Annotated in this window: 22 protein-coding genes; 17 read left to right on the plus strand and 5 right to left on the minus strand. The window is 66.6% G+C overall.

Annotated elements, in window-relative coordinates:
* The first annotated feature begins 204 nt into the window (after positions 1-204).
* The 12 genes from ACFVMC_RS15215 to ACFVMC_RS15270 all read left to right on the plus strand — a co-directional run bounded on the left by ACFVMC_RS15215 (position 205) and on the right by ACFVMC_RS15270 (position 8,500).
* Positions 205-867, plus strand: coding sequence for a M15 family metallopeptidase (locus tag ACFVMC_RS15215; RefSeq protein ID WP_379210598.1), 663 nt, complete (start codon positions 205-207; stop codon positions 865-867).
* Positions 864-995, plus strand: a complete 132-nt coding sequence (locus ACFVMC_RS15220; protein WP_379210600.1) for a hypothetical protein — start codon at positions 864-866, stop codon at positions 993-995. Before ACFVMC_RS15215 ends, ACFVMC_RS15220 begins: the two co-directional genes overlap by 4 nt.
* On the plus strand, positions 992-1,273 hold the full coding sequence (locus ACFVMC_RS15225; protein WP_379210602.1) for a hypothetical protein: 282 nt from the start codon (positions 992-994) through the stop codon (positions 1,271-1,273). Before ACFVMC_RS15220 ends, ACFVMC_RS15225 begins: the two co-directional genes overlap by 4 nt.
* Positions 1,270-2,781, plus strand: coding sequence for a hypothetical protein (locus ACFVMC_RS15230; RefSeq protein WP_379210603.1), 1,512 nt, complete (start codon positions 1,270-1,272; stop codon positions 2,779-2,781). The genes ACFVMC_RS15225 and ACFVMC_RS15230 overlap by 4 nt, the downstream gene beginning before the upstream one ends.
* A gap of 12 nt (positions 2,782-2,793) precedes the next feature.
* Positions 2,794-3,129 carry a hypothetical protein gene (locus tag ACFVMC_RS15235; protein WP_379210605.1) on the plus strand — a complete coding sequence of 112 codons (336 nt, stop codon included), beginning with the start codon at positions 2,794-2,796 and terminating at the stop codon, positions 3,127-3,129.
* Positions 3,129-3,485 (plus strand): hypothetical protein, encoded by a 357-nt coding sequence (locus ACFVMC_RS15240; protein ID WP_379210607.1) that lies wholly within the window; start codon positions 3,129-3,131, stop codon positions 3,483-3,485. The genes ACFVMC_RS15235 and ACFVMC_RS15240 overlap by 1 nt, the downstream gene beginning before the upstream one ends.
* Positions 3,486-3,496: 11 nt before the next feature.
* A complete protein-coding gene (locus ACFVMC_RS15245; protein WP_379210609.1) occupies positions 3,497-3,913 on the plus strand; it encodes a hypothetical protein in 417 nt (138 codons plus the stop codon).
* On the plus strand, positions 3,913-4,287 hold the full coding sequence (locus tag ACFVMC_RS15250) for an HK97 gp10 family phage protein (protein WP_379210610.1): 375 nt from the start codon (positions 3,913-3,915) through the stop codon (positions 4,285-4,287). Before ACFVMC_RS15245 ends, ACFVMC_RS15250 begins: the two co-directional genes overlap by 1 nt.
* Position 4,288: 1 nt before the next feature.
* A complete protein-coding gene (locus ACFVMC_RS15255) occupies positions 4,289-4,582 on the plus strand; it encodes a hypothetical protein (protein ID WP_379210612.1) in 294 nt (97 codons plus the stop codon).
* A 123-nt stretch (positions 4,583-4,705) separates the two neighbouring features.
* The gene (locus tag ACFVMC_RS15260; RefSeq protein WP_379210614.1) at positions 4,706-6,553 is read left to right on the plus strand and encodes a hypothetical protein; all 1,848 of its coding nucleotides are present in this window, start codon (positions 4,706-4,708) and stop codon (positions 6,551-6,553) included.
* 3 nt (positions 6,554-6,556) lie between these two features.
* Positions 6,557-7,906, plus strand: coding sequence for a hypothetical protein (locus ACFVMC_RS15265; RefSeq protein WP_379210615.1), 1,350 nt, complete (start codon positions 6,557-6,559; stop codon positions 7,904-7,906).
* Between the two features lie 84 nt (positions 7,907-7,990).
* The gene (locus ACFVMC_RS15270; RefSeq protein ID WP_379210617.1) at positions 7,991-8,500 is read left to right on the plus strand and encodes a hypothetical protein; all 510 of its coding nucleotides are present in this window, start codon (positions 7,991-7,993) and stop codon (positions 8,498-8,500) included.
* Here ACFVMC_RS15270 and cutA read toward each other — a convergent pair.
* Both cutA and ACFVMC_RS15280 read right to left on the minus strand, forming a co-directional pair.
* Entirely contained in the window at positions 8,497-8,829 is a 333-nt protein-coding gene (gene cutA, locus ACFVMC_RS15275; protein WP_379210619.1) for a divalent-cation tolerance protein CutA, read from the minus strand. The two genes, ACFVMC_RS15270 and cutA, sit on opposite strands and share 4 nt — an antisense overlap.
* Positions 8,808-9,440: a helix-turn-helix domain-containing protein gene (locus tag ACFVMC_RS15280; protein WP_379210621.1), complete on the minus strand. Its 633-nt coding sequence runs from the start codon at positions 9,438-9,440 to the stop codon at positions 8,808-8,810. Before ACFVMC_RS15280 ends, cutA begins: the two co-directional genes overlap by 22 nt.
* A 117-nt stretch (positions 9,441-9,557) precedes the next feature.
* Here ACFVMC_RS15280 and ACFVMC_RS15285 point away from each other — a divergent pair, with 117 nt between their 5' ends.
* Entirely contained in the window at positions 9,558-9,905 is a 348-nt protein-coding gene (locus ACFVMC_RS15285; RefSeq protein ID WP_379210623.1) for a hypothetical protein, read from the plus strand.
* Between the two features lie 75 nt (positions 9,906-9,980).
* The gene (locus tag ACFVMC_RS15290) at positions 9,981-10,274 is read left to right on the plus strand and encodes a hypothetical protein (RefSeq protein ID WP_379210625.1); all 294 of its coding nucleotides are present in this window, start codon (positions 9,981-9,983) and stop codon (positions 10,272-10,274) included.
* A gap of 97 nt (positions 10,275-10,371) precedes the next feature.
* Here the strand turns inward: ACFVMC_RS15290 and ACFVMC_RS15295 are convergent, their stop codons facing one another.
* Positions 10,372-11,163: a tyrosine-type recombinase/integrase gene (locus ACFVMC_RS15295; protein ID WP_379210626.1), complete on the minus strand. Its 792-nt coding sequence runs from the start codon at positions 11,161-11,163 to the stop codon at positions 10,372-10,374.
* 1,089 nt (positions 11,164-12,252) lie between these two features.
* Between ACFVMC_RS15295 and ACFVMC_RS15300 the strand changes: the two genes are divergently transcribed.
* Positions 12,253-13,437 (plus strand): hypothetical protein, encoded by a 1,185-nt coding sequence (locus tag ACFVMC_RS15300; RefSeq protein WP_379210628.1) that lies wholly within the window; start codon positions 12,253-12,255, stop codon positions 13,435-13,437.
* Positions 13,438-13,559: 122 nt separating this feature from the next.
* Here the strand turns inward: ACFVMC_RS15300 and ACFVMC_RS15305 are convergent, their stop codons facing one another.
* Positions 13,560-14,486 (minus strand): LysR family transcriptional regulator, encoded by a 927-nt coding sequence (locus ACFVMC_RS15305; RefSeq protein ID WP_379210630.1) that lies wholly within the window; start codon positions 14,484-14,486, stop codon positions 13,560-13,562.
* Positions 14,487-14,628: 142 nt separating this feature from the next.
* Between ACFVMC_RS15305 and ACFVMC_RS15310 the strand changes: the two genes are divergently transcribed.
* Positions 14,629-15,819 (plus strand): MFS transporter, encoded by a 1,191-nt coding sequence (locus tag ACFVMC_RS15310; RefSeq protein WP_379210632.1) that lies wholly within the window; start codon positions 14,629-14,631, stop codon positions 15,817-15,819.
* A gap of 27 nt (positions 15,820-15,846) precedes the next feature.
* Positions 15,847-17,094 carry a GDSL-type esterase/lipase family protein gene (locus ACFVMC_RS15315; RefSeq protein WP_379210634.1) on the plus strand — a complete coding sequence of 416 codons (1,248 nt, stop codon included), beginning with the start codon at positions 15,847-15,849 and terminating at the stop codon, positions 17,092-17,094.
* 53 nt (positions 17,095-17,147) lie between these two features.
* On the opposite strand, the gene ACFVMC_RS15320 is transcribed toward ACFVMC_RS15315, so the two are convergent.
* Positions 17,148-17,420 (minus strand): hypothetical protein, encoded by a 273-nt coding sequence (locus tag ACFVMC_RS15320; RefSeq protein WP_379210635.1) that lies wholly within the window; start codon positions 17,418-17,420, stop codon positions 17,148-17,150.
* Positions 17,421-17,441 lie beyond the last annotated feature (21 nt).

Here is a 17,441-nt window from a genome sequence, read left to right on the forward strand (position 1 = left end):
AACACAACCCCGAAACTGGCACGCACCAGAAATCGTCGGCAGACATCATGCACTCAAATCGCCTGCGACGTAGGCATATTGAGTGCCGTCCAACATGCAGGTGCCCGACGAGGGCGGGCCAGCCGCTAGCCCGTCCGCCGCGCCCGGTGCGTCGCGCCCTTCGCCGCCGGGCGCGGCCAGTCCGTCGACCACAGGAGTGCGCCAGTGAACACCGAGAACGGTTGGCCTGTCATCCCCGCGTCCGAGCTGGACCGTGGCCTGGTCCCGGGCAACCGCGCCGTGGTCGAACTGCGCGCCGGTGACGTGTCGACGGTCCTGAAAGGTTGGGCCGCCTGGTACCACCGCAACGTCGAACCGATCGACCCCGGCCAGCGCGACGAGTGGGGCTGGTCGGCCACCAACGCCGTGTGGAACTCCAACCACCTGTCCGGCACCGCCATCGACATCAACGCCATGCGCTACCCGTGGAAGCACTACACGATGCCCGCCGACAAGGTGGCCGCCGTGCGCCGGGGACTGGACCTGTTCGAGGGCACGGTTTTCTGGGGCCGCGACTGGGGCGAGATGGGCTCGTGGCCGGACGAAATGCATTACCAAATCGGCTGCAATGCAACGGAATTGGCGCGTTTCGCTGCGCGATTGAACGCCGGATATCTCGGCATCTACGGACCGGAGGACGACATGCCGCTGACCGATAAGGACCTCGACCGGATCGCCGAACGTATCTGGGGCGAGATCACCAAAAACCAAGCGGGCCAGCCTGTCTCGCGTGAGGACATGGTCAAGTTCATGGACACCCATATCAACGAGATCAACGCCAAGCTCGACCGCGTTGTGAAGGCGCTGAGCGGGGGTGGTCACAAATGATGTGGCTGCTGTACCTGGCGTTCGCGCTGGCCTGCACGGCGCTGATCTCGGTGGGCGCGGTGCTGGTGCTGCTGGTCTCGATCTCCAACGCGCTCACCGAGCGCCGACCGGAATTCGTGAGGCGATGAGTAGTGTCCCGCCGCCGGAGCAGCCGACGCAATGCGCGCATCCAGCGCGAGCGGCGGCCCGGTCGACAGCTGCCACGCTGGTCGGCCTCGGTCCCCTGGTCCCGCTGCTGGTCGCCCAGCTCGGTCAATCCCGCGCCGCTGTCGTCGTCGCTGTCGCACTCGCCGGTAACGCGGTCATCACCCGCGTACTCGCCATCCCCGAAGTGGAGGAGTGGTTGAAGCACGTCATGCCGTGGCTTGCCGCTGAATCCCCGTCCAGCCCACGGAGGCAGTCATGACCGAAATCCTGTGCACCGTCGCCGGTGTCGCCGACGTGAGCGCCGACGCCCAGCGGCGCATCATCACCGGGCTAGCGCTGCCCTACGGCGTGACCGGCCGCACCAATCGCGGCGCGGTGACTGTGGAGCCCGGAGCGATCGCGATACCGAGCGACCTCAAGCGCGTGAAGCTCTACCGCGACCACCGACGCCCGGACGGCACCGGTACCCCGGTCGGCTACGTCGCCACCGCCAGCGACACCCCGGCCGGGCTGGCGCTGACGTTCAAAGTCGGCTCCGGCGCGGATGGCGACCTGGCCCTGACCGACGCGTCCGAAGGAATCCGCGACGGCCTGTCGGTCGAGCTGTCGGGCGTGCGGCTGTCCCCGGACGGAACGCGCGTGCTGGCCGCAACTCTCGACGCTGTGGCGCTGGTCGCCATCCCGGCTTTCGCGGATGCCCGCGTGCACACCGTCCAAGCCGCCAGCGGCGGACCCGATCACCCCATCACCCAGGAGGACACCATGCCCGAGATCACCGAACCCGCCGCCGACCTCACTGCCTCGGCAACCACACCTCCGCCGGAGCAGACCGAACCGCCGGCCGTGCAGGTGCCCTCAGTTGCCCCGGCCGCCGCGCCGTTCGGCCTGCACGCCGCCCGCACCGAACCGCGCCCGATGACGTGGGCTCAGGTGCGCGAGACCTTGCACGCTGCCCGCCAGGGCGACACCACGTTGCACGCCGCGCTGGCCGACATCACCCGCTCGGCGAACCCGTGGGTCTCGCCGGACGGCTGGGTGGGTGAGCTGTGGTCGGGCGTCGCCTACGAACGGGTGGTGGTGCCGCTGCTCAATCCGGGCACGCTGACGCACTGGAAGGTGACCGGCTGGCGCTGGGTCATCAAGCCGCAGGTGGACGACTACGCCGGTGACAAGACCGAGGTTCCTACCAATGCCCCGACGACCGAAACGGTGTCGGTGGAAGCCAAGCGGCTGGCGGGCGCGCACGACCTCGACCGCAAGTTCTGGGACTTCAACGACCAGGAGTTCATCGCGTCCTACTTCGCGGCCATGGCCGAGTCCTACGCCTACGAATCCGACCAGCGGGCAGCGGCTTTCACGATCGCATCGGCCACCGCGGCTGGTTCGGCCCCGACCCTGTTGAAGGCCGTGGCCAAGGGCCGCACGTACCTCAAGACCAACGCCCGCGCCCGCGCGTCCTATGTCCTGGTCAACCCGACCGACATGGAAGCGCTGCTCGACCTCACCAACGACGACGTACCGGCCTACCTCGAGCTGCTGGGTATCGACCCGCGCAACTTCGTCGACTCCGAATTCGTCCCGGCCGGAACGGTAGTCGTCGGCGCTCGCCCGGCTGCGACGTTCTACGAACTCGCCGGTTCCCCGATCCGGGTTGAAGCGGTCGAGCTGGCCAAGGGCGGCCGTGACGGTGCCCTGTTCGGCTACTACGCGACGTTGCTGCACAACGCCAAGGGCATCGCCAAAGTCACCGTTACCCCGGCGCCGTAAGGAGTTCCGGCCATGACCACACCCGTCCAGGCCCCGGCCACCGATGCCGCCGTAAAGGCGTATCTGCGGCTGGATGACCCCGGCGACGAGACCACGCTCACCGCGACCGTGAACGCGGTCAACGCGCTAATGGTCGAGTGGTTCGGTGCGCCGGTGTCCCCGGCCGTCTGGTCCGAGACCAAGCGGCAGGGTGCGGTCATGCTCGCGGCACGGGTGTTCCGCCGTCGCAACTCACCCGCCGGTGTCGAGAGCTTCGGCGAACTGGGACCGATCTACGTCCAGCGCAACGACCCCGACGTGGGCCAGCTGCTGGGCCTGGGTGCCTACGCGCGACCGGCGGTCGGCTGATGGCCACCTTCGAGGTCGCCCAGATACTCGACGGCCTGGCCGACGAGCTGGCCGCCGCCGGTGTTCGTGCGGCCGTCGACCCTCGCAACCTCAACCCGCCGTGCGCCTGGGTGGTCGCCCGCTCTATCGCGCACGAGTTGCTGGGTGGGGGCGGCACCGTCGCCGTGGAGGTCTATCTGATCGCTCCGGACTCCGGTGCGCCGCAGGCGTATCGGACGCTCACCGACCTGTTGGACAAGGCGCTGACCGTGCTGGAACCCGACGCCGACACCGCGCTGTCGGAAGCGGTCACCCTGCCCGGCGGGGGCGGCCCACTGCCCGCGTTCCGCCTGACCGTGAACATCGAAACCTGTTAGGAGACAACGCAATGCCTGTCAAGAGCTACAAGATGGGGCCGGGCACACTCACCCTCGGCGAAGTCGGCACCCTGATCGACATCTCATGCCAGATCACCTCCGCGACCCTGACCCCGGACAAGGACAAAGAGGACGACCTCAACACCCTGTGCGGGGACGTGGTGCCCGGTGAGGTGACCTATTCGTGGGCGCTGAACGCGACCATCGTGCAGGACCTCACCACCGGCGGCATCAACGAGTGGTCGCTGACGCACGCCGGTGAACAGGTGCCGTTCAAGTTCGTTCCGAACACCGCCCTGGAGAAGGGCTATCAGGGCGTGCTCACCGTCGACCCGCTGGCGATCGGCGGTGACGTGAGGACTCGCCCGACCTCCGACGTGGAATGGTCGCTGGTCGGCCAGCCCGCACCCTACGACCCGACGCCGTAATGCCCTACGCACGCGTTTACGGGTCCAGCCAGCTACAGCGCACGCTGAAGCGGGCCGGGGTCGGCATGGACGACCTGAAGGATCTGCACAAGGAAGGCGCGGAGTTGGCCGCCGCTCGTGCCCGGATCATCGGGCCGCGCCGCACCGGCCGCCTGGTCGGCTCGGTCCGCGTCTCGGGTACCGCCCGCGCGGGTGTGATCCGGATGGGCAACGCCGCCACCCCCTACGCCAACCCGATCCATTGGGGCTGGCCCGCCCGGGGCATCGAAGCCAACCCATTCGTAACCCGCGCGGCCCAGGAAACCGAGTCCGAATGGGTCGACCTCTACGAGCGCCGCAGCAAGGAACTACTCGACCAAGTCAGGGGAATTTGAAATGGCAATTGCGCGAATCATTTTGAACGTCGAAATGCTCGACGGCACCCAGCACCTGGACGTACAGACCACAGTGGCCGACCAGATGGCCTACGCCCGCACCCGGCGCACTCACAAATGGGACGCACCCCAGGACGACCCGCTGACGTTCGTGACGTTCCTGGCCTTCGCCGCGCTGCGCCGCACCGGCGCGTTCACCGGCGGCTGGGACGAGTTCGTGGCCCAGGCCGCCGCCGTCGCCGAAACCGAGCGTGACGAGGTGTCCCCTACGAGTCCGGTTCCGTCGAACGACTGATTGTCGAACTGGCCATTGCGACGAACACGCTTCCCGCGCAATGGCTTTCGGAACCGGATGGCGTGATAGCCACCGCGATAGCGGTGCTGGAGGAGAACGCGCAACGAGCGAAGGGATAGGCAGATGGCCGGACGCACCGCGATCCTGTCGGTACGGATCGTCGGCGACGGCTCCGACGCGCGCCGTGAACTCGAACGCACCTCCCGCGCGGTAAGCGGGTTCGCCTCCACCGTCCACAAAGTGGCCGCGGTGACCTCCCTCATCGCCTTCGCCATCGGTGCGGTCGGCAACCTGGGCATTGGTTTCGTCGGCCTGGGCCTGCTCGCCGCGCCCGCGCTGGCGGCGATCGCCCTTGGCATGGAGGGCATCAAGCAAGCCGCAGGCGCGGCCGCCCCGGCGCTGGCCCGGCTCAAACAAGTCGTGTCGGAAACCTTCGCGCGCGAAATGCGGCCCGCCTTCGAGCAACTGGCCGGGCTCATGGACCGCATCACCCCGGCCATGCAGGGCATAGCCTCGGCGGTCTCGGGCGTCTTCTCCGCCGTCGTTGGTCAGCTCGCCGGTCCTGGCGCTGCCGCCCTGGACACCTTGCTGGCCGGGGCACAGAAGTTCATCGCTGCACTCGGCTCCGGCCTGGCGCTGCTGACACAAGGTCTGCTCGATCTGGGCGCGGCTGCCGCACCTGTGGCCGACAAGATCGGCGCTGCCTTCGGCGGTGTGCTCGGCTCCATCGGTGAGGCATTCTCGCGACTGGCCGCAGACGGCACACTGACCCGACTATTCGACGGCTTCGCCCAGGCCCTGTCCGGCATCTCGGCATTTCTCGGCCCTGTGGTCGAGCTGTTCGCCCGCCTGGGCGCGGTCGTCGGCCCGTCCCTGGGCGGCATCTTCGCCAGCTTGGGCACCGCAATCGCCAGCATCACACCAGCTTTCGAGCGTATGGCCGCCACGATCGGCGGTGCGCTCGTGCAAGCGCTGGACGCGATCGTGGCCAGTGGTGCCCTGCCACTGATCGCGACCGCTCTGGCCGACGTCATGGCCGCTGTAGCCCCGCTGATACCGCCCCTGGCCCAGCTGGCGGGCATCCTCGCGGGCGGACTCGCCCAGCTCATCTCCGCACTGGCCCCCGCCTGGGCCGCCGTCGCCGAAGCCCTTTCCGGCGCACTCGTGCAGATCCTCCCGACCATCGCGGACATGTTCGCCCGGCTCGCACCCGTGATCGAGCAAATCGCCACCCAGATCGGTACATCGCTGGTCGAAGCGATCACGACCCTGGCCAGCTCCGGCACCCTCGAACAGCTCGTGCAGGCGTTCGCGGACCTGCTCGTAGCCGTGCTGCCCTTGCTCCCGACCGTGGCGCGGTTCGCCGCCGAGCTGCTGCCGCTGGTCGTCCAGGGCCTCATTCTGGCCGCACCGATGACCATCGCTCTGGTCAACGCCATGACCTCGCTGGCGAATATTGTTGCGGGATACGTCAATTCGGGCCTCGAACGGTTCGGCTCGATCGTCGACCGGATACCGGGCTGGGTATCTGGAGCAGCCAGCGCCGCGCGGACGGCCTTCGCTGCGATCGCCTCCGCGATTCAGACCGTGGTGAACGCGGTCCAATCGCTGATTGGCCTGCTCGGCTCGATCCGGTTCCCGTCCCCGCCGTCGTGGCTGTCGCGGTTCTTCGGCGGCCCGGCCGCTGAGCTGGTCGGAATCTCCACCGGCGCGGACGCGTTCATGCGGTTTCTGCCCCAGGGCTTCGACACCTTCGCCGCCCCCGGCCCCGAACTGGCCGCCGCCGCACCGCCGCTGATGGGGTGGGCCGCTGCCGCCTCGGCTGGGCCGCCGCCCCAGATCACGAACGTGACCATCAACGTCTCCGGCGCGGTCGACCCGCAAGCCACCGCGCTGCAAATCGAGCGGATGCTACGCAGCCGCAACATCACCGTGGGCGCGTCGGCCGCGATCGACCTGCGGGTGGGCTGAGCCATGCCATTCAACCCGACGCCCTACATCGTGTTCGATGGTGAGCGCGTGCAGTGCGACGCCGACCTGATCGGCACCGCGCCCCTGGCACTGGCCGGTATCAAGGTCGATTGGGGACGCGACGACTACATTTCGCACTCACGTCCTGGCACCGCCCAGCTGTCCATTCTCGACCGCACCGGCACCTGGGCGGAGAAGGTGACAGCGAAATCGGTTATCGGCCGCCGCATTTCGCTGCACTGGGAGCACACCGCCAGCGGCGCTAGTCAATGCTGGTTCGCCGGGCGGGTGACCGGCGCCGTGGCGCGGCCGGCCTCGACACCGGGCGCGTGGATCATCTCGATTACCGCCGCTGCCAAGGACGCCGACATGGGCAACATCGTCATGTCGCCGGGCACCTGGCCCACCGAAACCATGATCACGCGAGCCAACCGCATCGCGACCGCAGCAGCGCCAGCGGAAATCGATGCGTTTTATTTTTACCCGGGCAGCGTCGACATCCAGTGCTGGCCGCTGGATATCAAGGGCCGCGACCTGCATTCGCTCGCCGACGAGTTCTACATGTCCATGGGAGACACCTACAGCTATCACCCGCACACCAACGTGGTTCGCCACCTGTACCGCCGTTCCTACGCGGTGAACATCTACCTGGCTCAGATGCCCGACGGGCTGGTCTACGTGCAGGCATCGAACATCAACTACGACTCCCAGGTCTACAAGGGCACCGGCCTGCCCGGGTGCGAAACCTCGACCGACGAGGGTATCCAGCTCGCCCCGAACTCCGTGGTCACCCGGGTACAGGTCGGATGGAAGGACGCGCCCGCCGGAGGCGGGGACGTCACCACCGTCGTCCAGACACCGGAAGGCGACACCAACGGGCGCAGGACAGTTCAGTTCACCAGCTGGATAGACAACGGCATCCACATCGACCCCATGGTGACCGAAGTACTCGCACGCGGCCAGTACGAGGGAGCCCTACCCAAACATCCGCCCGTTACCTGGGATACCCGCCGCACCAACGGATTCCACTCGCAGGCAGAGGCAGAAGTGTTCACCCTGGCCGCCGAAACGCAGGGAGCGGTCTACGTCTCCGGATCGATCTACACCGCGTGGCTGCCGGGCATCATCCCAGTGTTCGCAATCATCGGCGGCACCATCGAATACGACGGCGGATGGATCGTCACCACCACCCTGCAATACATCTGGAAGACCAACGCGACAGCCGCGGTCATCTGGAACGACCTTGACCAGGGCCTGCACTGGCGCACGAACGCCACACACGAACTCGCCTCGTCGGTGACCTGGAACGACTTCCACTACCTCACCCACCCCGGCGTCTACCTGCCGTCCTAGGAGTCCACCATGCCCGGAGAAACCCCCGTCTACCACTGGCCCTACCCCGTGCAGACAGATCCTGTGTGGCAAGGTGCGCAACAGATGCAAGCCCTCGCCACCGCCATCGAATCCACATTCTCGGCGGCGACCATCCCGCCGGGCTCAGGCGCACCACCCACCGCCTCGGCGGTCCGTACATCCGGACTGAACGCCAACAGCGGCACCGACACTCTGGTGGCCTGGCAGTCCGCCGAGTGGGACTCCGCGCCCGGAGGGCAAGCCCAGTACTCCGCCGCTGGCCTGACCTGTCGAGTGGCGGGCCTCTACCTGATCGAGGCTGTCTGGACGTGGGCCGGAAACGGTACCGGCCGCCGCGCCCTGAAAATCACCAAGAACTCAACTGCCAGCTCGGGTTCCATCCTCGCTCGCGCCGAGAACGCGAACAGCTGGGACAATATCGTCATGGCCTCCGGCGTCCGCCGACTGGCGGTGAATGATGTTGTGCGCCTACTGGTTACACAGGACAGCGGCGGCACATTGAGCGGCGGACAGACAATGTTCGCCGACGTACGCGGCCGCCTGACCATGACCTACGTTCGCGCGGTCCCTTAGTCCGATCGGGTCGAGTCGAGCACCCATTGCCGGTACCCCGGATGCGCGTCGACCACCGGCACCGCGAGAACCTGCGGTGTCTCGTCGGCATGCTCCTTGTTCGCGCGTTCGATGATCGCAGCGACGTGCGACCGCTGGGTATGCAGGATCACCAGGTTTTCCCGATCATCGTGGATCTGGCCGTCCCACTGGTAGATCGAGCGGACGCCGGGAATGATGTTTCCGCACGCGGCCAGCCGGTCGGCCACCAGCCGACGCGTGAACTCGGCCAACCACTCCGGGTCGGACGCCGAAACGGACACATCAACTAGTTCGGTCTCGTGGGCCATACCCGCAAGTTTCCATTACTCGCCACCAGTTCCGCTATCAGGCGCTCGACATGATCACGCTCACGAGCGATCGCGCCCCAGCCTCGGATCACCAGGCCGGACTGACTCAGGCCGACCCACGAGCCGACCATGTGCGAACCGTGCGGGTTGACGGCGAAGTACAGCGATCCTTTGGAGCGCACAGCGCCATCGGAGGCGACATACCAGCCCATCAGGGATTCGCCATCCCACAGGCGCATTTCGCCGCGCCACTCGTAGCTGCCTTCGGCCACGCTGCGTGCCCGCGATCCGTCGAGCGCGAGGACCGGCCCGTCCTGCGCCATCTCGAGTACGTGGACGTCGACTCGTTCGACATCATCGAGCCAGGTTTGCCACGCCGCCCACCAGCTGCCGGTGAGGTCGATACCTTGCGGCACCACGCCCGCCAGTTCCGACAACGACACGTCCAATGCCGCCGCCAAGGCGGCCGCGGTCGACAACGACGGCTCCGACTCGTTGCTCTCGTAGCGCGCGATCGTCCGCTTATCGACGCCGACCAGTGTGCCCAACGCCTCCTGGCTGAGCTTCTTCCCCTCTCGGGCTCGCCGGATCACATCGGCTGTGCTGCTCACCGATTCATCCTCTCTCGTCTGTCCAATGCCGTGCAAAGCGGATCGGACGGTCGTACCATCAGGTGACATATCTGTCACCACAAGACAATTCTGTCACCCTAGGAGGGGGCGAACGCAATGCCGAAACGAGCACTGGTCTATCAGCTGAAACAGATATCCGGCGACGATCACGAGCGCTACGAGCGCGAGATGGTGGGACTCGGCCAGATGTGGGGATACGACATCGTCCGGAGGCTGGTGATCCCCACCTACTCGGACACCCCTCTGGTAACTCTGATCTCGAATATTCAAAGAAACAGCGCCGCAGCGGTTTTCGTCCCCACCTTGGACCACCTGAGCAATGCCATGCGTGCTGTGACCCTGCGATGCGCCCTGGTCGACACCTCGACCAGCACCACGTACCAACGCGGTCACCAGTGGCCGGAACACAAGATCTCGGCCGCCCTCACTCCCGACCACGATTAGAGCGCAGACATGTTCCAAACCGCCGTAGGAGATTCGCAGGTCACGTGGGACATACGTGACGGTGTCCCACGAATCATGTACATAGACGATCCGTCGACCGGGCTTCCGGCTCGGTGCTGGATCGATGGTTCCCTCGGCGACCCGATGCCGGGGTGGCCCGCTGGCCGCATCGCGTTCGGCCCGCTGCTGTACCCGACTCTCGCCGAGGTGATCGAGTGGCTTCCGGGCTACGAGGAAACGCTCTGGACGGCAGTGCGCGAGAAGGTGCGCGGGCTGAACATCGTCGGCCAGCTGCCCGACCATCCCGAGGACTGCCATACCTTCAACGAGGCCGAACAGGAGGCGGGGCACGCCGCGCACGGCCACTGATCTGCAACTACGGGCCCGCCCCGGCAAAGGTGGGCCCGTAGTCTGTCCCGAATAAAAATGGCCACATGCCCTTACGGTGCATGTGGCCATTCGCGGTCTAGCTGTAGGCCGCCGCCTCGACGGTGCTGCGAAGATCCGAATGCCTGGTCTTGACGTAGCGCCGGGTCGTCTCGGCGCTGGCATGTCCGAGAAGTTCCTGAACCACGAACACGTCCTTGTTCACCCTGTAGGTTCTGGTGCCGAACATGTGACGCAACTTGTGCATGGTGTTCTCGTCATCCAAATGCTTGCGGACCCGCTTCCCGACATACGCTGCCGAAAGATGCCCGATCCCGTACCGGCCAGGAAAGAAGTAGCCCTTCCGCAGCTTTCGGAGTTCGGCCGCGAACTCGTCGCGAATCGGCACCATGCGTTCCTTGCCGCCCTTGCCGTGCACCCGCAGCCACCAGCCGTCGTCATCCTCGATCAGGTCGCGCGAATGCGCCTGCGCCACTTCGCCGCGCCGCATCCCTGCCTCGGCCGACAATCGCAACATGATCCGCTCGCGAGGCTGAGCCGTCGCGAGGGCTTCCTTGTACACCCCGTAGGGCGTAGGCCGTGGATTGGGCGGACTCGGCTTCACCGAGGGCAGTTCGGTGGCCGCATTCTCGCAAGCAAAATCGGCTTGTGCGGCCCAATCCCAGAACTTTCGGAATGACTGGTAGTAGCTGCGCCTGGTCTCGGCCTCCCAGCTCTGTCGACCGCACCACGAAACCAGTTGCTGGCTGGTGACTTCGCGAGGGTCCGTCACTCCAATCGAACGCGCCACTCTTCGCATGTGATAGGTGTGCAGCTCCACCGAAGTCCGAGCAATTCCGGCCGCGCGCAACGCAACCGCGAACTCGTCCAACGCTGGAACCCAAGCCACCGGCAACGGTGTCCCCAATACCTTCAGGTGCGGAGCGACAGTTCGTCCCACCTCTGCACATCGACCGTCCGGTTTCATATTGTGGTGATCAATTGAAGGTTCAATTTCGTTACGGCGACTCATCGGCTAACTACCTCTCGCCCCAACGTTGTTGCGCTGCTTGACGGCTGATCCCCATAGGTGCAGCTATGTCCGCCCATGAGAAGCCTGCCGCGCGCAAACCGGCCACCGCAGTGGAAATAGCTGTATCGAAGCTGTCGCGGATCAGAACCAGATCCGCAAGCGCTTCAGGATCGGCCGACGCGACGCGCCGCCCGACACGTTCTGCAAGGGATCGGTAGTCCGATCGGTCGACTCGGCGCGCGGCGCGTCGCTTAGGTGTCAATGATTCGTTGACACTTCGCGTTCCGCTACGGGAATCCGACACGAGGCGGAGGTAGGGCAATTCGGATTCCGAAAACAGACCCTCTGGTGCGTGTTGCTGCGAGTTCTCCGGCTCATTCGGAGATACCATCTGGTCTACTTGACGACCCTCTATAGGCCCGAGGGTGTCGGTTTGAGCAAGGGCAGGTGGAATGTGCTGACTCTCCAAATCAGCGGGTTCGGGGTTCGAGTCCCTGATGGCGCACAGTAGAAGGCCTCTGACCAGCACGAACAGTGCAAGGTCAGGGGTCTCTGTCGTTCTTGCGCCCGATAATGCGCCCGGAGAATAACTGACTCCGTGGCGAAGGTCTATGCGCTCTTGCTATCGATGCTGCGCCGCTCCCTGGTGTACTCCCGGTGCTGGGCACCCGGGCTGTCACGCCGGCGCAGCTGGTCGCGGTCGCTGGTCCATCGAGGAGAACTTCCAGACCAGCAATAATCTGGCCGGTCTCGATGAGCATCAGGTCTGCTGCCGGCGGTCTTGGGCGACAGGACCTCAATGGAGCGTCAAATAGTCGACAAGACGTTGTTGCCGGCAGATGCGGTCGGCGGCAAACGGATACGTTGTCCGTGATGCGAGAGTGGTCATCGTTGTGGGAAGGGTCGCTCGTGTGGGCTTACCGAAGGCGGCGGCTACCGGGTTTGATCATGGTGTTGCTGACCTGTGTGGTGTGGCTCGGTGGTTGCGCCTCGAAGGGGGCGACCACCGTCAGCACCGAGACACCGCAGTATCAGCCAGGGTTCGTGTCACTGCCGAATTCCTGCACCGAGGCCGTGCAGCCGCTGCAAACCATCGTCGACGAGTTCGCGGGCGAACTCTACCGCCCGGATGCCGAATTCGTGCAGGCGACCCGTGTCGATAGCCGGGCCGTGCAGACGCTGGAGTGCCGAGACCTGGAATACAGCGTTCCGATTCCTCGTGACCCCGGCCGACCCGGGGTGGTGCCGATCTCGCGCAGCCTCAGTATCCGCTACCAGCTCGACAAGGAGCCCCGGCGGATTGGTTACACCACTCAAGGGCTGGTATCGAAGTTCAGCCGCGGGCACACGCAGTCCGCTCCGGTATCCGGTATCGGCGATGACGGAATCAGCTGGGTCGATGAGGCGAAGAGCTCCAGGATGGTGGCCGGTGTGGAGTTCGTACTCGGCAACCTGTTCGTGAAAGTGCTGACTACCGGCTGGGATTGGTCGTCGGGATCGGCGCCGTGGCCCGCCGCCGCGCCGGAGCTCGCCGAAAAACTGCGCGCCGGCGCTGAATCGATCGCGAAAGAGATTGTCCGGCAATCCCGAACAGCATTGCCGACCGCCGTGTTCACTCCACCGGTTACTCCCACTGCTTCCTCGACCACGACAGCCTCGCCCACTACCGCGAGGACGCCGGAAGCAGAGGTTCCGGCGTGGAACCCCTGCGCGATTCCGGACGCCGATACTGCGGCAGCCGGTCTGGAGCGCGGTCTGAGCGGGCATGAGGGCTTCGCCCTGGACACGCCGTGTCCATGGCATGGCGAGTGGTTCAATTTCGAGATCTACTCCACGATCAAGTCGTTCGAGTCGGTCATCTACAGCAATAGGGATTATCTGCGCCCGATCTTCAGGAGGATCGGGGACCGTAATGGGGTCGAAGTCGATCGGCGGTTCGCGAATGCGCACTGCGCCATTGCCTTCGATGTAGCGCAGAATTCGAAATCCGGAACACCGGCGGGCACCCTCGTGCTCGAGGGGCGGGCTTTTGGCATCAACAGGGTACTTACCGATAGAGACCGTGCCGAGCTGTGCACCGAGGTTACCCGAGTGGCTGAGACATTGCTTCCGGTGCTCCCGCCCGGTGCCTGATCGAAATTGTAGGCGGTCAGGCCATTTTCGCCGGTACTCACAGAGGCGCTGGACCGAGCGAATGCCGGTGAGCACCCACCGGCGGGTCTCGAGCTGATCACCAAAGGTCGGTGCGCCCAGTCCTATCCCGTGCCTCTCCGATCGGGTGGATCGGTGAAGTAGTGCTCGGCTCCGCGGTCGGTGACGGCGTCGAGCAGTGCGTGGACGAAGGCCTGGAGGCGGGCGGTGTCGGAGCCGGGGAGCCAGACCGGCCGCCAGACGTGGCCGCGGCCGTCGTCGTAGGGAATGTAGACGGCGCCGCGGCGGGGGTAGTGGCGTTCGGCGTGGGCGCCGGCGGGGTGGACGCCGGCGCCGAAGGCCACGGCGGTGAGTACGTCTTCGAAGGTGTGCGCGCCGATGGGGGTGGCGGGGGTGATGTGCCAGGTCGCGTCGAGGTAGCGCTGCCAGTAGGCGCCGGATGGTCCGCCGATCGAGATGACGTCGATTCCGGCGGTGTCGCCGCTGAGGGAACTGGCGCGGGCGAGGCGGTGCCCGCTCGGGACGACGAGGCCGGTGGGTTCGGTGAGCAGAGCGGGGCCCGCGATCAGGTCGTGTTCGCCGACGGGGGAGTGGCTGATGACCACGTCGAGTTCGTCGCGGCGGAGCGGGCCGAACACATCGCCGAGATGGACTTCGCGGGCGTGCACCTCGCATTCGGGGTGACGGCTCCGGAACAGAAGCACGGAATCGACGAGCAGGCTCGCCGCGAGCCCGCCCAGATAGCCCACGCGCAGGGTGCCTTCCACGCTGCGCGCCGCGGCCCGGGCACGTTCGACGGCCCGGTCGAGCTGTGCGCGGATCGGAAGCAGGTCGTCGCGCAACATCCGGCCGACGGGCGCCAAGCGGACCTGCCGGCTGGTGCGCTCGAACAGCGGTGCGCCGAAATGGCGTTCGAGTTTCTTGATCGTCTGACTGACTCTGGCCTGCGACAGGTACAGGCGCTCGGCGGCCCGGCCGAAGTGCAGTTCCTCGCACAGCGCCAGGAAGATCTCGATCTCCTGCCGATCCATAACTCTCGCTAATCGATCATGTCGTCACTGGCCGTTGATGGTTCGGCATCCCGCCAGCAATCTGAAACACGATCACTCTATCGACCACCCCCGACAGGTGGCTGATCAGAACACTTCCCGCACCGAAGGAGTGCACCCTCGCATGACATCGACACTGGCCGCCCGGCCTCGGGCACAGACCATCCACCGACCGGAATTCGCGCTGGGCGCACTGGCACTCGGCGCGTTCGGCATCGGCCTGACCGAGTTCGTCATCGTGGGACTGCTGGGCGTGCTCGGCGACGACCTGTCCATCTCGGTGCCCACGGCCGGCCTGCTGATCTCCGGCTACGCCGCCGGAGTCGCCGTCGGCGCGCCGCTGATGACCGCGCTGGGTGCCCGCGTGCCGCGCAAGACGATGCTCGCGGCGCTGATGGGCCTGTTCATCGCGGGCAACCTGCTCTCGGCGGTGGCCCCGAACTACGAACTGCTGCTGGCCGGCCGGATCGTCGCCGCGCTCACGCACGGCGCGTTCTTCGGGATCGGCTCGGTCGTGGCCGCCGGTCTGGTCGCACCCGAGCGCCGCGCCAGCGCCATCGCCACCATGTTCACCGGGCTCACACTGGCGAATGTCGCGGGGGTGCCGTTGGGTACGGCGCTCGGCCAGGCTTTCGGCTGGCGTTCGACATTCTGGGCCGTGACCGCGGTCGGTGTGGCCGCGCTGGTCGCCGTCCTGGCGCTGGTGCCATCGCAGCCGCGCGAATCCGTCGATCTGCGACAGCAAGTGGCGGTGTTCGCGCGAGCACAGGTGTGGCTGGCGCTGGTGATCACCGCGCTCGGCTTCGGCGCCGTCTTCGCGGCGTTCACCTTCTTCGAACCGATCCTCACCGAGGTGACCGGCCTGCCGGACGCCGCGGTGCCCTGGCTGCTCGTGGTGTTCGGCGTGGGCCTGTTCGGCGGCAATATCGTCGGCGGCAGGCTCGCCGACCGCGCGGTGCTGCCCACGCTGCTCGGCGCGCTGACCGCGCTCACCGCGGTGCTGGTGCTCTTCGCCGTTGTCGCCGGTCACCCGGCCGGGGCCACCCTGGCCATCCTCGCCCTCGGTGCGACCGGCTTCGCCATCGTCCCGGCCGTGCAGATGCGTGTGCTCGATACCGCGGGCCGCGAATCGGCGCTGGGCTCGGCGGCCAATATCTCCGCCTTCAATATCGGCATCGCCGCCGCCTCGTGGCTCGGCGCGGCCGCCATCGACCGGGGCCTCGGGCTCACCGCGCCCGTCTGGATCGGCGCCGGTCTGGCGGCCGCCGCACTGGTCACCACCCTTGTCTCCCGCGCGCTCGATCGCCGCGGGTAACCCCACTATCGAGAATCGAACGAGACCATGCATGTCTGGAAGAAGATGATGACCGCGACCGCAGCGATCACCGCCACCATCGCCACCGCTGCCTGCACCGGCGCCCCGGCCGCGCCCGGCGGGGAAACGAGTACCGCCTGGTCGGTGCCGATGCAGCAGCCGAGCACCGGCTTCGAACCGAACTGGTCCCTGGACGGTTTCGCGGATCAGACGCTGCGGCAGGTCGTCCGGGTCACCACCGGTGGTGACACCGCGCGGATCACGCTGTCGAACCGGTTCGGCCGCAACGATCTCCGGATCGCGGCCGCCACCGTCGGCCGCACCGAGTCCGGTGCCCGCGTGCAGCCGGACAGCCTGCGCCCCTTGCGTTTCCAGGGCAGCGACACCGCCACCATCGCGCCCGGCGCCGATCTGACCAGCGATCCCGCCGAATTACGCCTGGCCCCCTCGGAATCCGCGACCATCACGCTCTACCTGGCCGAGCCGACGGGACCGGCCACCTTCCACGCCCAGGGCTACGCGACCTCGTACCGGGCCGCGGGCAACCAGGCCGGTGTCGCCGACTCCGCCGCCTTCACCGATACCACGCACTCCTGGTACTTCCTGTCGAGCGTGCAGCTCAGCGGCGGCTCGGCTCCGGCGGATTCGATTGTCGCGTTCGGTGATTCGATCACCGACGGATTCGGCTCCGACAACGACGGCAACAACCGCTATCCCGACGCACTCGCGGATCGCCTGGCTGCCGCCGGGACGCCGCGCGCGGTGCTGAACGCGGGGATCGGCGGCAATACCCTGCTCAGCGATTCGCCGTGGTACGGCGAGAGCGCGGTGCGCCGCTTCGATCGTGATGTATTGGCGCACAACGGTGTCAGTACCGTCGTGCTCCTGGGCGGGCTCAACGACATCGGCTTCTCGGAGGTGGATCTGCCGACCTACAAGCCTAATCCGGTGGTGTCGGTGCAGCAGTTGATCGACGCCTACCGTGACTTGATTGCTCGTGCCCATCGCGCGGGGCTGAAGGTCGTCGGCGGAACGCTGCTGCCGATGAAGGGGGCCGAGTACTACACCCCGACATCGGCCGCCAAGCTCCGTGCCCTGAACGAATGGATCCGCACCGGTGGCGAATTCGACGTGGTCGCCGATTTTGCGGCCGCCGTCGCCGATCCCGCCGATCCGGACCGCCTGAACCCGGCGTTCGACTCCGGAGATCACAAGCATCCGAACGCCGCCGGATACCGCGCCATGGCGGCGGCGGTGGACCTGAACGCGATCTGATCCGCTCGAACCCGGCCCTGGTTTCCCCGCGCGGGGAAACCAGGGCCGGTTCGCTATGCGGGGCCCGGTGTGCCGGGGCAGGTGAGGTTCGCGTTGAAGGCGCTGCCGACGGCCGCGCAGATCAGCGGGCCGCCGAACAGCAGACGCTCCAGGCCGACCCCGGAACCGGTCTCGCCGGAGCCGGTGGTGGTGGCACCGGTCGCGGAGCCGCTGGCGGATCCGGTGCTCGCGCTGCCGGTTCCGATCTCGACGCCGGCGTGGGCTCCCGGACTACCGGCGAGCACGGCCGCCCCGACGATGGCTGTGATGACCGCCGAACGCTTCACGAACCCATGTCTCTCTGATCG

It is taken from the genome of Nocardia sp. NPDC127579 (assembly GCF_042672005.1).
Lineage (GTDB): Bacteria > Actinomycetota > Actinomycetes > Mycobacteriales > Mycobacteriaceae > Nocardia.